We start from the raw sequence: 12,520 nt of genomic DNA on the forward strand, positions 1-12,520 counted from the left end.
TGCTTTTTTTGTATCTTTATGCTGTATTTTTAAAATTATATAGTATGAAAAAAATTTTTACTGTTTTGGCAGTTGTAGCTGTAGGTGCATTTACAAATGCTCAAAATTTGATTTCAAATGGAGATCTTGAAACATGGACGGATGCTGCTGTTAAACCAGACGGTTGGTTCAGCATGGGCGGTGGTGCTAAAGAAACGGCACTTGTTCACGGAGGAAGTAATTCAGCTAAAATTTCACCAGTATCGGTAAGTACTAATGGAAATTTAGATTATATTGATGTACCTGCAACAGGAAATACCAATTACACAGTTTCTTACTGGGTGTTAGATAATGATCCTAATGCAAGAGCCAGACACTGGATTCAGTTCAGAACAGCCAGCAGTAACATAACTGTTAGCGGAAGTCCTTTCCAACCTTCAACATATACATCAGATAGTGCTAGTTGGGTAAATGTAACTGCTACAGCAACAAGTCCGGCAACAACCGAATTTCTAAGGCTTAGTTTGAGAGTATATGCTCAAAATAGTGTGACAACAGGCGCGATTTATTTCGATGATATTGTATTGGCTCAATCTTCTTCATTAGGTGTAGTTAATCCTGAAATTATCAAAAATAGCGTGAAATTATCAAGTACACTAGTGAAAAATTCATTTGATATTTATCTGAAAGGAAATGCAGAAGTAAAAATTGTATCAGCTTCTGGACAAATTTTTGAAAATAAAAAAATAACCGACTTTGCTAGCATTGATGCATCAAAATTACCGGTAGGTGTAAATTTCGTACAGATTAATCAAAACGGAAATATTATTGTTAAAAAAGTAATCAAGCAATAGTTAATTCACACTTAAAATAAAAAAAAGCCGCTCTAAAAAGCGGCTTTTTTTTATTTATTATTTAATTATAATTTGAATAATTCGTAAAAAATGTGGTATATGGTTAATTTTTTGGCATTAATCTTGTTGATATTTTGTTAACATATAAATCACTTGATTATGAAAAAAGCATTTACTTTTATCGGGCTTGTCTCGATGGCAGCATGTTCTTATGCGCAGATTGTAATTAATGAAATTTACACAGGAGGTGGTCTTTTAGGAGCAACCTTAACGAATGATTTCATAGAATTGAGAAACATCGGTAATTCAACGGCTACATTAACGGGAGCTACAATTCAGTACGGTTCTGCTACCGGAGCATTTACTCAGTATCACACTTTACCTACGATCACTTTAAATCCAGGACAGACATACCTGATTCAGGAAGGTGGCGATGGAGGAGGGATTATCAATCTTGTAAATCCGAACCTTATAGTTAATGTAGTATTGAACTTCGATGGTTCCGGTCCGGTCGTTGGTGCCGGGCTAGGGATAGGGCTTACTTCCGGAAAAGTTGCATTAGCTAGCAACACAACTCAGGTAACGGGTCCTACGGCGTCCAATGTTTTAGATTTTGTAGGATACGGAACGGCAAATCAGTACGAAGGAGCGGGGAGTGCTCCATCACCTACGATCCTGAATTCTATTACAAGAGTTTCAGGTGATACCAACAACAATAATGTTGATTTTACCATCGGATTGCCAACGCCGCAGGGAGGAACTTTAGCGGTTAGTGACATATCCTCAAACGGTGTACGTGCCAATTTCATTAAAAATACTTTTGTAAAAAACAGTGAAATTGTTTTTGGCACTGATGTAAAAGACGTGAAAGTCTATAATATGATGGGACAGGTTGTGAAAACGGCCTCTGTAAGAGAGAATGAATCATTAAATGTGGATGAACTTCAAAAAGGAAATTATATCGTAACGGGTACCATTAATAATGAACCGGTTTCTCAAAAAATACTGAAAGATTAAATTTCATACCATCTAAAATACCAATGTCTCAGAATAATTTCTGAGGCATTTTTTATTAAATAGAAGTGCTTAATACCAACCCCGTCTTGCTGCATTAATAATGGAGTTGAGATTAAGAATCAAGGTATAACGGATGCGCTTTCCATAATCTTTGAATCCAGGTTCAAAGCCTAATGATGACTGTACCGGAAAATAGATTTCAAGAAAATCAGGAATCACCCTTACTTTGATACCACTGTCCCAGATGAACTTGGTAGGCTGGTTTTTATTGTCATACAATCCTGCATCTGCATAGACATGGAAAATTTTCCATACACTGGTATCTACGTTTACAGAAGTAATCCATTTGTTGACGGTTCCCGGAATAAAAGATTTAAACCCTCCGTCTGCCAAAACATACTGTTGCGAAAGAATTCCTCCGGTGGCGCTTTGACCTAATAAATTATAGGAGAAAGAGTAATCCGAAACCCTTGAGATTCCATAATTGAAAGTGTTGTTTCGGGCATTATTTTTAACGAAATATCCTGCAAAAAGACGTACACTGAGTTTTTGTCTGGGTGCAAATTCCCATCGGTAAAAGCCTTCTGCCGTTACTTTATGAAAATCTTCCATCCATTGGGTATTTATGCCAAGGCTTTTTTCGTGAATACTTTGGCTGTCGTTGTATCCATAGCCTACACTCCACAGATTGTATTTGTCATAATCATTATTGGCAATCATCAAAGGGCTGAGATCTCTTTCAAAATAATTATAAGAAATTCCGACGCTCCTGCTTACCGTGCTTCTCGGGTTTTTTCTGAAGTTAAAATTAGAATAAACGGAACCTTTACGGTAGGCAAGATCATAATCATAATGGAAATAAGATCCCGAAACCCCGAAGGTCAGGCTTCTGAAAATACTTTCGGCCGGAAGAAAAGAATAGGCAACCGCTCCCGAACCGGTAAGTTTTCCCGTACCCGTACTGTAAGAGGGGGTGAATGAATATAAAAATTTCTGGTCAAAAAAAGACTGGTTCTTAAAGTTGAAACCAATTAAAAATTTATCATAGGTATTGCTGAAACGAACCCTCGGGCTGATGTAGATTTCATTGAATTCCGGATTCGGTATATCTTTAATCAGTTTCAGCTTAATTTTTCTCATGTTGGAAAAAAATCCTTTTGCATACAGAAAATTATCCCTGTAATTGGCTTCCGGGAAAATATAATTGTCGTTCAGCGTAATTTTATAGGTGTTGTTATCAGGAATTGTTACCGTTTTTGTCTTTTCACTGATTTCGGTATCTACCCAATATTCTTTTTTATCACCGTCTTTAGATTCGGTTTCCAGTTTTACCGGAATATTAGAGAATGTATTTTTAGTAACCTTTATGTGCAGGGAATCACCTTCTTTCTGAAATCTTTTAAGTTTAAAATTAATTCTGTTTTTATGTTTTAAAAAATCAGAGAGATAAGCTGTTCTTTTGTCTTTTTCTGCCAACTCTTTGATAAAGTCATTGGGATTGATTTCCTTATCCGTATTTTTTGCAATAAAATTCTGTACCAGGCTGTCAAAATTTTCATAGCCCATTTTATCAGCCGAATAATTGAATAACGTGCCGGTCTCAAAACTGCTGATGGCCATGTCATTAAAATTACTCAGAACTGCATATTTCTCGTCGATTTTCTGATCAAGGTTTTGGGACATGATGTACTGATAGGCCAGTCCGTACCGTTCGATAAGCTTTACATCGGAAGCATAAAAAAGTTTTAAAGGCTTCATTCCGAAAATTTTGGTTTCGGGCAGGCTGCCTAATAATTTGGTATCACCATAAAACTTTTTCAAATACTGAATTTCAAGATAAGATTTTAATCCGTTTTTAAACCAATGGTAATTCTGTTTATCGGTAATAACGCTTTCATCTAAGACTTTTTTCGCTACAATCCCGAAATAATCAAGATCTGTTTTCTGAGCATCCGTAAAGAGCTGAAATCTGAATTTCCAGAAGGTAATATCATTATTTCCGAAGAAATCTTCTTTCGTTCTGAATTTCTCTGAAATGAAAATCCTTTCAGGAATCATACCAATCCTGTCTTTGATGAATTTCAGATGAAGCGGAAGATAAAATTCCAGGTTCTGTTTTTCTTCAGGTGTCAGATTGTAACCGAATCTTACTTCAGTTCTGATGTCATCGCTGTTTACGGTAATTGAAGGGTATTCATTCTGCGAAATAAGGAATTCTGGATCAGAATCAAGATATCCTCTGAATGAGTTCATCTGAAACTGCTGAAGATTACTTTCAATAAAATAATTAACCGGAAGGTCAAAATTTACCGTCCAGTAGGTATTGAAGCTTACGGATTCTTCAATATCATGGTAATCTCTTTTGGAAATATTGTCCGGATCAAAGCGATCCGGAACAATAAAGAAATATTTTAATGCTGCGTTTTTATCTGAAGTTCCGTATCCGGTAAATTTTTTGTCAGGAAGCTGAATTTCGTACCGCAGTTTTAATTTTACCTGTTCTCCGGGCTGTAGGGCTTTTTTTAATGGGAGAAAAAAATTCTCGTCAGAAATATTGCTTACCGGAATTTCTTCGTCGGAACTCTGAATTTGTAAATTAATTAATTTTCCCAGCTCATTTTTTTTGGCAAAGTGAAGATCTGTATTCCGGTCTTCGAGCTTTCGGTAGACAAGAGAGGTATTTCTTTTGTTGTAAGCAGATACCCAGTTCAAAAGCTTTACTGTATTGAGGGTATGTTCCGAATTGTTGTGGTATACCACTTCCTGGTTTACACTTAATATTTTTTTATCTGAAGACAATTTTGCCTCAATATAGATGCTGTCCTTTTGTGCTGCAATATCTACAACACCCAAAAACAAAGCAAAACCAATGAAAATATTTCTCAATTACCCGTGATTAAGTTCAAATATAACTTATTTTACAGAAGTCTGCCAAAATAAATTTAACTTTGAGTTATACTTTTTTCCAAAGAGTTCAGATAGGCATTCCAGCCTGAGTGTTTATAAAGAATGGCAGCTTCAGCCGGATCTTCAGATTGATATATTCCTCTTCCTACAATAATGAAATCGGTGTGAAGTGTTTTAAATACATGTTCCGGAGTATTGTATTGCTGTCCTTTTCCGTCACCTGAATCTGCAAGATTGACGCCCGGCGTAAACAAAAGCATTTCTTCAGGAAGCTGGTTCTGGGAAACGCCTCCGATAACATTGGGATGCGAAGCTGCTATTTTTAAGGCTTCTTCTCTGTAAGCACTTGTCGTTAAAGCACCTTTTGAAGACATTCCGATAATCGCGACAACCCCAACGTTTTTAAAGCAGTCTAATGATTCAAACCCTCCGATCACCTGAGAGGTTACGAAATCTGCCCAGTCTGTAATTTTAAATACTCCGCTCGTAAACTGAAGTTCCTGAGTATTCCCGATATCTGCAAATTTTCTGTCTTCCATAAGCAAAAAATTATGTTTTGCAGCCAAAGCTTTCAGGGGGGTAATTGTTTTTTCGTATTCGAAATCAGATATAATGTCGATATGTGTTTTTAAAGCAATTACATGAGGGCCAACCTTTTCGGCAAGATCTAATAATTCCCGGGTGGTGGTAACATCGGCAGAAGCAATAAGGTTTGATTGTTTTGCCAGTGCTGTTTCTAATAGTTTTTTAGAAACGGAATGCTGTGCCGTATGATGTTTCTGTTCATAGGAAGCTCTTGTTTTTTCTTCAAACTGAATATGGTTTCCAAGTAAGAAATCCTGAATTCTTTTTACTTCATCATCAGATAATTCTCCGTTTTCCCAAAGAATAGAACATACTTCCGATATATTGAAAAGGGTATGAACTCTGTACCCTTTGCTTTCCAGAAGTTGTTTTCCGCCTTGTTCTCTGTCCAGAACCACTACAATATCAGCTACTTTAATGTCTTCCTGTTCAACCTCTGCAATGGTTTCGATCAAAGATTTCCCTGAAGTGATGACATCTTCTACCAAAAGGCAGTTTTGCCCTTTCTGGTAAATTCCTTCAATAAGTTTTTTGGTACCGTAATTTTTAGCTTCTTTTCTTTTAATAATTAATGGAATATAGCTTTCAAGAGACATTGCTGTGGCCATCGGAAGTGCAGCATAAGGAACTCCGCAGATCAGATCAAAATTATCTAAAGGAAGCATATCCAGTAAATAATTGGCTAAGTTTTTCAAGATTTTCGGATCTGAAGCCAAAGGTCTTAAATCTACATAAAACGGACTTTCGATACCGCTTTTTAAGGTAAATCTTCCGAATTTGATGATGCCCAGTTTATAACACTCTAAAAAGAATTCTTTTTTACTTTCCATTATTTTTTATTAGATGTTTGCAAATTTAAGGAAATGATGTTGAAAGTCAATTGTGAATTTCACTTCGTAGGTAAATAGTGAAATTTTTTAAGAAAAATTTTTAGACTAATCTTTCTCCGTAACCACAAAAAAACATCCGAAGAGGATGTTTTTATTAATTAATGATTTCTGCGTTAATTACTTTCGTATTGTCTGTATTGTATTTGCGCTCGGCTTCCCACAGTAAAAATTTGTCGACTTCTTTAATGAGTTTTGGTATCGTGAGTGATAAAACTGCGAGATCATCCAGCACACCAATCACAGGAACGGCAACTTCCGGAAGAATATCAATTGGTGAAATAATATACAATACTCCTAAAAGCGGCAAAATAATATCAATGGACCGCATCGGGTATTCTCCCTTCCTCCACATTCTTACCATTCTGAAGATGTCGGGAATTTTTTTCACAAATCCCTTGTGATTGATGGCTTCTTTTGCCAGACTTAATTTTGAATATTTCATTTTGTGTTTCATTTTAATAATTCTACAACGGTACTTAATTGACAAATTCTGTACCAATAGCCTGTTACTGAACGTTAAAAATTATTTGATAATGTTATCGATAAACTGATGTACGGTTTCTGTGTTCCAGTCTCTTGAAGCATCTTCTTTAATGATGATTCTTCCGTTCTTGTCAAGAAGGTAAGTGGTAGGGAACACTTTCGGAAGTATCTTTTCGGAAATCGGGCTTTGAGCGATATAGACGGGAACCGTGTAATTGTTTTCTTTAAGGAACTTTCTTACGGCATCTTCCTGGTCATTCATTGCGATAAGAACAAAATCCACATGGTCTTTCCGGGTATCGTACAATTTCTGGATGGATGGCCATTCTTTTCTGCACGGCGGACACCAGGTGCCCCAGAAATTCAGAAATACGGCTTTGTTTTTAAAGGTTTTCAGATTAGTGCTCGGAACATTGATTCCCTGCAGATCGATATCGTAATCTTCCTCGCTTACATGAACCGCGTTTTCAATAGTGGCAATAGGAAAGAAGGTGTCCTGCAATTTTTCCTTTACACCGGGAACAAAAGCAATTACAGCAATAATAACGATCAGGACAAGATAGATTAGATTTTTCTTCATTTTAATTTTAATAAAATTATAGGGCTTTTATCATACTGCAACAATCTCAGTAAAAAATAAGTTTTTGCTAAGATTCCGACGGAATGACAAATTGAGTGTATAAAATTAGCAATTAAAATTATAACAGTTCCAGAATTTCCTGAACGGCATCTTTTCCTCTGTTTTTGGCATAATAGACCTGTAGATCGTTATAGAAATGATCTTTGGTATACACTTCAGGATTGGCTTTATATTTCATTAATAATTCTGTCCCGAATTTCGGACGAGGTCCCCATGAATTTTTAACCTGAAAATCTTTATCCAGAATAATCACTTTCGGGATTGATTCCGTTCCGTTTGTTAAAAACTGATTGATTAAACTTTTATCACTGTCTCTTAAGAAAATACGTACTTCATTTCTGCCTTCGAAAAATTTAACCAAAGCCGGAACAGTAGCGCTTGCATCGCCGCACCATACTTCGGAAATAATTAAAATCTTCCCGTCAAAATTTTTGGATGCCAGTTCTTTTAACTGCTCTTCATCAGGTATGTACTTTTTCAAAGTCCTGTCGATTCTCTGCAGGCCCAGTTCGTAATATTGTTTATAATCAGCTTCCTGCTGATTGGCAGGATTTGCCAGTCGCTGTTTTCCTATTTCCAGATACTCTTCGAAAGAGATGGCTTTTTCCCAGTAATTTTCCATTACTAAAAATTTTATGTTTTAAAATTGATTGATATTTCTTGTTTTGTTAATCAGAAACAGATCTGCAAGAACAAAAGCAGCTAAACTTTCTACTACGGGAACAGCTCTCGGAAGTACACACGGATCATGGCGTCCTTTTCCTTCTACAGTAACAGCGTTTCCGTCTTTATCAACGCTTTCCTGAGGTCTTAAAATCGTGGCAACAGGCTTGAAGGCTACTCTGAAGTAAATATCCATTCCGTTGGAGATTCCCCCCTGAATTCCTCCCGAAAGATTGGATTTTGTGGTAAAATCTTCATTAAAAAGATCGTTATGTTCTTTTCCTGTCATTTTCGCACCGCAGAAACCGCTTCCGTATTCAAAACCTTTTGCAGCGTTGATGTTCAGCATCGCTTTGGCAAGCTCTGCCTGAAGTTTCGAAAAAACCGGCTCTCCGATTCCTACCGGAACATTTTTAATGACACAGGTAATAGTTCCGCCGATAGTATTCCCTTCCTTTTTGATCTCTTTAATCCTTTCGATCATTTTTTCTGCAGTTTCTGCATCTGGACAACGTACTTCATTGCTTTCGGTTTTAGAAAAATCCAGCGCCTGGTAAGGTTTTTCACAGAAAATGTCACCTACGGAAGAAACGTAAGCGTTAATCTTGATATCCGATAGAAGCTGTTTTGCCAAAGCACCCGCAACTACCCAGTTTATGGTTTCCCTGGCAGAGGATTTTCCGCCGCCGCGATAATCTCTTAATCCGTACTTTTGGTCGTATGTAAAATCAGCATGGCTTGGTCGGTACGAATTGGCAATATGATCATAATCTTTTGATTTCTGATTTTCATTTTCAATGATGAAGCCAATAGGAGTACCTGTTGTTTTTCCTTCAAAAATCCCTGAAAGAAATTTCACCGTATCACTTTCTTTTCTTTGGGTTACAATGGCAGACTGGCCTGGTTTTCTGCGGTCCAGTTCATGCTGGATCTTATCGAAATCTACCGTTAATCCTGCAGGGAAATTATTAATGATTCCTCCGTAAGCGGGGCCATGACTTTCTCCGAATGTTGTAAGGCTGAGAAGATTACCTAAAGTATTTAACATACTACAAATTTACGGCTTTTTCTTCAGATAAAAATAATCTGGGATTACTTCTGTTTATACGAATTGTTGATAGAATTGATGATCTTTCCGGCTTCTTTTTTCTCCTGATCATTTAATGTTTTCCACACGAATCCCTTCCTTATATTTTTCTCGTCGATGCGCTGAGGAAAAATTCCGGCTTTTACATCGTTATACAGATAACTTTCTGAAATGGCAGGCAGCGGAGTGTCAAAGCTGAACGGATATTTTTTAGCAATATTAAATTGTAAATTTCCGATTTTGTAGGATTGAAATTTATTATAATGATATTCGGATGGCTCGTATAATTGTTTTATTTCAAATTTCCCCATGAAACTTCCCGGTCGGAAACTTGGAACATAAGTCTGCAGTATAGCTGGTAGAGAAAGAAAGCTAATAACGGCAATGCTTAAAACAGAAAATATGACTATTGATGTTTTCTTATTGAAATAATCCATCAACAAGATAAAGAATATTGCGAAAAATACATCCGTGAAAAATCTGTATTGGGCCGAAAAAAGCAGAACCAGGATACTTTTAATAATTAGTGAAATACAGATCAAAGTAGTAATTCTGTTCTTTTTAAATAGGGTGAAAATAATAAATGCCGTCAGGCTTATTATAAAAAGAATGTTGATTTTTGACTTGATCCCTTTGAGGAAGAACCAGTTTTTAATATAATCAAATGGTGAAAATTTTTGAATCTCTTCATCTGAATATTGCATGTCATATGTTTTCTGGATGGCAAACCGGGAAGATATTTTTAAAATTTCAGGATTTGGTTTCCAGGATACTCCAAAATCCAGTATTGAAACAGGGAAAACAGGGTAACCAAAGGTGTATATATTTTTGATAAAGAAAAGGAAAGCAACAGCAATTCCCGGAATCAGTTTTTTTAAATTTGATTTTATAATAAAAACGGAATACAAAAGACTGAGGACCGGAAGCCAGATCATGGTAGGCTTAATGGTAAAAGCAAAAACCGATAAGCAAAATAGGAAAGGAGCGGGTGCAGTTTTCTTTATGATTTCATTTAAAATAATTAATGAAAAAACAATCACCGGCAGATCCGGACTGGGCGACTGTGAAAATAATAATAAGACCGGTATAAACACCAACTGTACCCAGGTTTTTTTTTCGACAATATATAATGTATAAATGATCAGCAGTATCGCATTTATTCTCAAAAAATGGTCTGAAACATTGGAAAATCCTCCTTGAAATATATGCCATACAGACATTTGTCCTAGCGTGAGATCAAGATTTGAAATACCTTTTACTATTCCAAATTCGGTAAGCCATTTTATTGTTGGGATATAATAACCGAAATGATCTAAAACGAAAGGATAAAAAGATCCGCAAAACACAATGATTAATGCAATCATCAGGATTAGTCCATAATCTCTTTTAGAAAAAACTGAGAATTCTTTATATAAATGATCTTTAAAAAAAAATAAAAGACCTATTAGTAATACAGGAATTTCTATATAGATATTCAATGGGTGAAAAAATGCCAGAATTGTAAAAACAATGCTGACCCCCAATATTCCTGACAATATTTTTCCTGCCATTCCGCTTATGCAGGATCTTAATACTGCACTGGTTATGTTTCCCCAACCCATCAGAACTGGAATCAGAATAACAGCAGAAAGCAGAATCGTGAGCATACAAAAAAGATTGCTTAAAAATAAGCAATCTTTTCTAAGTTATCGTGAAAAATAATTAATTAACGTGGCTGTACTCTTCCGCTTTTTCTGTCCTGTGCTCTACCTAATGTATATCCTGTGGCACCACCGATTACACCACCAATGGCAGCACCTGCGCCCGGACTTTTCTTGTTAACAATTGCTCCCAATGCAGCCCCGCCGACAGCTCCAATGATGGTACCTTTGGCAGCTTCGCTCATCCCCTTTTTCTGGGTAGTACCCTGGGAGGCAGTGGTTCCGCTATTGGCAGAAGTGCCGCTGCTTGCACTAGAGCTCGGTCTGTCTCTGTATACGGTATGCGTTTCTTTAATTACCTGAGGTTTTGAATTCGCTGCAGCCGTTTTAGCCTGCTGCACTTCAGCAATACTGTCTGCTTTTTTCTGCGATTCGTATGCTATCTTTTCCTTTTCAATAGCCAATTTCTGCTTTTCTATTTCCAACTGTCTCATCTGGAATTCCATTTTTTGCTGTTCCAGAGATTTTTCGGCTACCTGATCGTCTTTTTTACAGGCTGTCAGTACAAAAACTGATAATAATCCTGTTAACACTATACTTTTCATAATTCAAATTTTAATAGGGTCCAAAGACCAGCTTAATGATATGGTATTTCCAATTATGGCGCCAATATTTAGTTAAGTAATGTTAAAATTTTAGAAAAAATATTAAAAATATTTTAGAATAATTACATAAGCTGCATTAATAAAGGTATAACAGATATAACTTTTAATTAATTTTCTCTTGTTGTTGAATTAATATAAAAATAACTAATTTTACCATTACCAAATTATATTAATATGAAAACGACAACATGTAAACTGCTCATGCTGCCTATCTTGATGGCAGTAATCACAGGATGTTCATCAAACGATGACTTGATGATACAGGATACCAAATCTCCTGTAGAAAAAAAAGAAGCCTCTAAAAGCCAGACTTATACAATACGTTACGGACTGGTATCGCAAAACGGAACCAAAACGCTATCCGGAAGCTATGACATCGGAAGTTTTATTGCTACCAACACCGTTACCGGTGAGTCTTTTGAAACCTATGCAGGTGGAGGTTTCCAGTCTTTGCCTAAATATTATGAGGGAATTCCTGCCGGAACTTACACGTTTACAGCCATGCAGGGGCAGGGCGGCTGGGTAGGATATGGCTCAGTAACAGGCGTTGTTTCCCAAGACCAGGTTGATGCTGACGGTTATATTACGGTATATATTCCTATTGTGTGGGAAGAATAACTGTTGTTAAATAATAGTATACACGGAAAAATTAAAAAAAAATCAAATAAATCACGATAATATGATCTCACTCATATTATTGTTTAGCTTTTGTGTATAATTTTGACTCAACATCATACACCAAAAATTATCATATGAAAAAAATAATGCTATTAATGCTAGGAGCAAGTCTTTTTGCTGTAAGCTGCAAGAAGGAACAAACGCAGAATGAAAACAACTCAATGGATTCTACTGCTACAGGAACAATGTCTTCTGACAATGCAACAACCGGAACATCTATGGATACTACGGCCAGTGTAAGAGACAGTGCGATGAATCAGGGAAGCGGAACCACCAGCCAGTCCACAAATCCTAACCAGAATACAGGATCAAACAGAGGAACTCAGAATTCTTCAGGTACAAGATCAGATTCTGCGAGATAAGACACTTTTTTAGACCCCATATACCCTTTTTAAAAACTCCTCACGACCCTTGAGGAGTTTTGCTTTTATA

The 12,520-nt window shown here is 36.5% G+C and carries 12 protein-coding genes; 4 read left to right on the forward strand and 8 right to left on the reverse strand.

Going from position 1 to position 12,520, the window contains the following annotated elements; genetic code table 11:
* Positions 1-44 precede the first annotated feature (44 nt).
* Both HHL20_RS16475 and HHL20_RS16480 read left to right on the forward strand, forming a co-directional pair.
* Positions 45-833 carry a T9SS type A sorting domain-containing protein gene (locus tag HHL20_RS16475; protein ID WP_169232263.1) on the forward strand — a complete coding sequence of 263 codons (789 nt, stop codon included), beginning with the start codon at positions 45-47 and terminating at the stop codon, positions 831-833.
* Positions 834-992: 159 nt separating this feature from the next.
* Complete coding sequence (locus HHL20_RS16480; RefSeq protein ID WP_169232264.1) at positions 993-1,850, forward strand: lamin tail domain-containing protein; 858 nt, start codon at positions 993-995, stop codon at positions 1,848-1,850.
* Between the two features lie 69 nt (positions 1,851-1,919).
* Here the strand turns inward: HHL20_RS16480 and HHL20_RS16485 are convergent, their stop codons facing one another.
* From HHL20_RS16485 to HHL20_RS16520, 8 genes are all read right to left on the reverse strand, one after another.
* Positions 1,920-4,736 (reverse strand): gluzincin family metallopeptidase, encoded by a 2,817-nt coding sequence (locus tag HHL20_RS16485; protein ID WP_228463213.1) that lies wholly within the window; start codon positions 4,734-4,736, stop codon positions 1,920-1,922.
* 56 nt (positions 4,737-4,792) lie between these two features.
* Positions 4,793-6,172 carry an orotidine-5'-phosphate decarboxylase gene (gene pyrF / locus HHL20_RS16490; protein ID WP_169232265.1) on the reverse strand — a complete coding sequence of 460 codons (1,380 nt, stop codon included), beginning with the start codon at positions 6,170-6,172 and terminating at the stop codon, positions 4,793-4,795.
* 154 nt (positions 6,173-6,326) lie between these two features.
* The gene (locus tag HHL20_RS16495; protein ID WP_169232266.1) at positions 6,327-6,674 is read right to left on the reverse strand and encodes a YkvA family protein; all 348 of its coding nucleotides are present in this window, start codon (positions 6,672-6,674) and stop codon (positions 6,327-6,329) included.
* An 81-nt stretch (positions 6,675-6,755) separates the two neighbouring features.
* The gene (locus HHL20_RS16500; protein WP_185194831.1) at positions 6,756-7,295 is read right to left on the reverse strand and encodes a TlpA family protein disulfide reductase; all 540 of its coding nucleotides are present in this window, start codon (positions 7,293-7,295) and stop codon (positions 6,756-6,758) included.
* A gap of 118 nt (positions 7,296-7,413) precedes the next feature.
* Complete coding sequence (locus HHL20_RS16505; protein WP_169232267.1) at positions 7,414-7,977, reverse strand: thioredoxin family protein; 564 nt, start codon at positions 7,975-7,977, stop codon at positions 7,414-7,416.
* A gap of 18 nt (positions 7,978-7,995) precedes the next feature.
* Complete coding sequence (gene aroC, locus HHL20_RS16510; RefSeq protein ID WP_169232268.1) at positions 7,996-9,066, reverse strand: chorismate synthase; 1,071 nt, start codon at positions 9,064-9,066, stop codon at positions 7,996-7,998.
* A gap of 44 nt (positions 9,067-9,110) precedes the next feature.
* A complete protein-coding gene (locus HHL20_RS16515) occupies positions 9,111-10,751 on the reverse strand; it encodes an LIC_10190 family membrane protein (RefSeq protein WP_169232269.1) in 1,641 nt (546 codons plus the stop codon).
* 59 nt (positions 10,752-10,810) lie between these two features.
* Entirely contained in the window at positions 10,811-11,350 is a 540-nt protein-coding gene (locus HHL20_RS16520; RefSeq protein ID WP_169232270.1) for a YMGG-like glycine zipper-containing protein, read from the reverse strand.
* Between the two features lie 234 nt (positions 11,351-11,584).
* On the opposite strand from HHL20_RS16520, the gene HHL20_RS16525 reads away from it, so the two are divergent.
* The gene (locus HHL20_RS16525; protein WP_169232271.1) at positions 11,585-12,028 is read left to right on the forward strand and encodes a hypothetical protein; all 444 of its coding nucleotides are present in this window, start codon (positions 11,585-11,587) and stop codon (positions 12,026-12,028) included.
* Between the two features lie 134 nt (positions 12,029-12,162).
* Positions 12,163-12,450 (forward strand): hypothetical protein, encoded by a 288-nt coding sequence (locus HHL20_RS16530; protein ID WP_169232272.1) that lies wholly within the window; start codon positions 12,163-12,165, stop codon positions 12,448-12,450.
* Positions 12,451-12,520 lie beyond the last annotated feature (70 nt).

The sequence above is a fragment of the Chryseobacterium cheonjiense genome, assembly GCF_012927265.1.
GTDB lineage: Bacteria > Bacteroidota > Bacteroidia > Flavobacteriales > Weeksellaceae > Chryseobacterium > Chryseobacterium cheonjiense.

Coding starts and splice junctions, on each gene's coding strand:
- HHL20_RS16475 (WP_169232263.1), top strand. CDS start 45: ATGAAAAAAATTTTTACTGTTTTGGCAGTTGTAGCTGTAGGTGCATTT.
- HHL20_RS16480 (WP_169232264.1), top strand. CDS start 993: ATGAAAAAAGCATTTACTTTTATCGGGCTTGTCTCGATGGCAGCATGT.
- pyrF (WP_169232265.1), bottom strand. CDS start 6,172: ATGGAAAGTAAAAAAGAATTCTTTTTAGAGTGTTATAAACTGGGCATC.
- HHL20_RS16495 (WP_169232266.1), bottom strand. CDS start 6,674: ATGAAATATTCAAAATTAAGTCTGGCAAAAGAAGCCATCAATCACAAG.
- HHL20_RS16500 (WP_185194831.1), bottom strand. CDS start 7,295: ATGAAGAAAAATCTAATCTATCTTGTCCTGATCGTTATTATTGCTGTA.
- HHL20_RS16505 (WP_169232267.1), bottom strand. CDS start 7,977: ATGGAAAATTACTGGGAAAAAGCCATCTCTTTCGAAGAGTATCTGGAA.
- aroC (WP_169232268.1), bottom strand. CDS start 9,066: ATGTTAAATACTTTAGGTAATCTTCTCAGCCTTACAACATTCGGAGAA.
- HHL20_RS16515 (WP_169232269.1), bottom strand. CDS start 10,751: ATGCTCACGATTCTGCTTTCTGCTGTTATTCTGATTCCAGTTCTGATG.
- HHL20_RS16520 (WP_169232270.1), bottom strand. CDS start 11,350: ATGAAAAGTATAGTGTTAACAGGATTATTATCAGTTTTTGTACTGACA.
- HHL20_RS16525 (WP_169232271.1), top strand. CDS start 11,585: ATGAAAACGACAACATGTAAACTGCTCATGCTGCCTATCTTGATGGCA.
- HHL20_RS16530 (WP_169232272.1), top strand. CDS start 12,163: ATGAAAAAAATAATGCTATTAATGCTAGGAGCAAGTCTTTTTGCTGTA.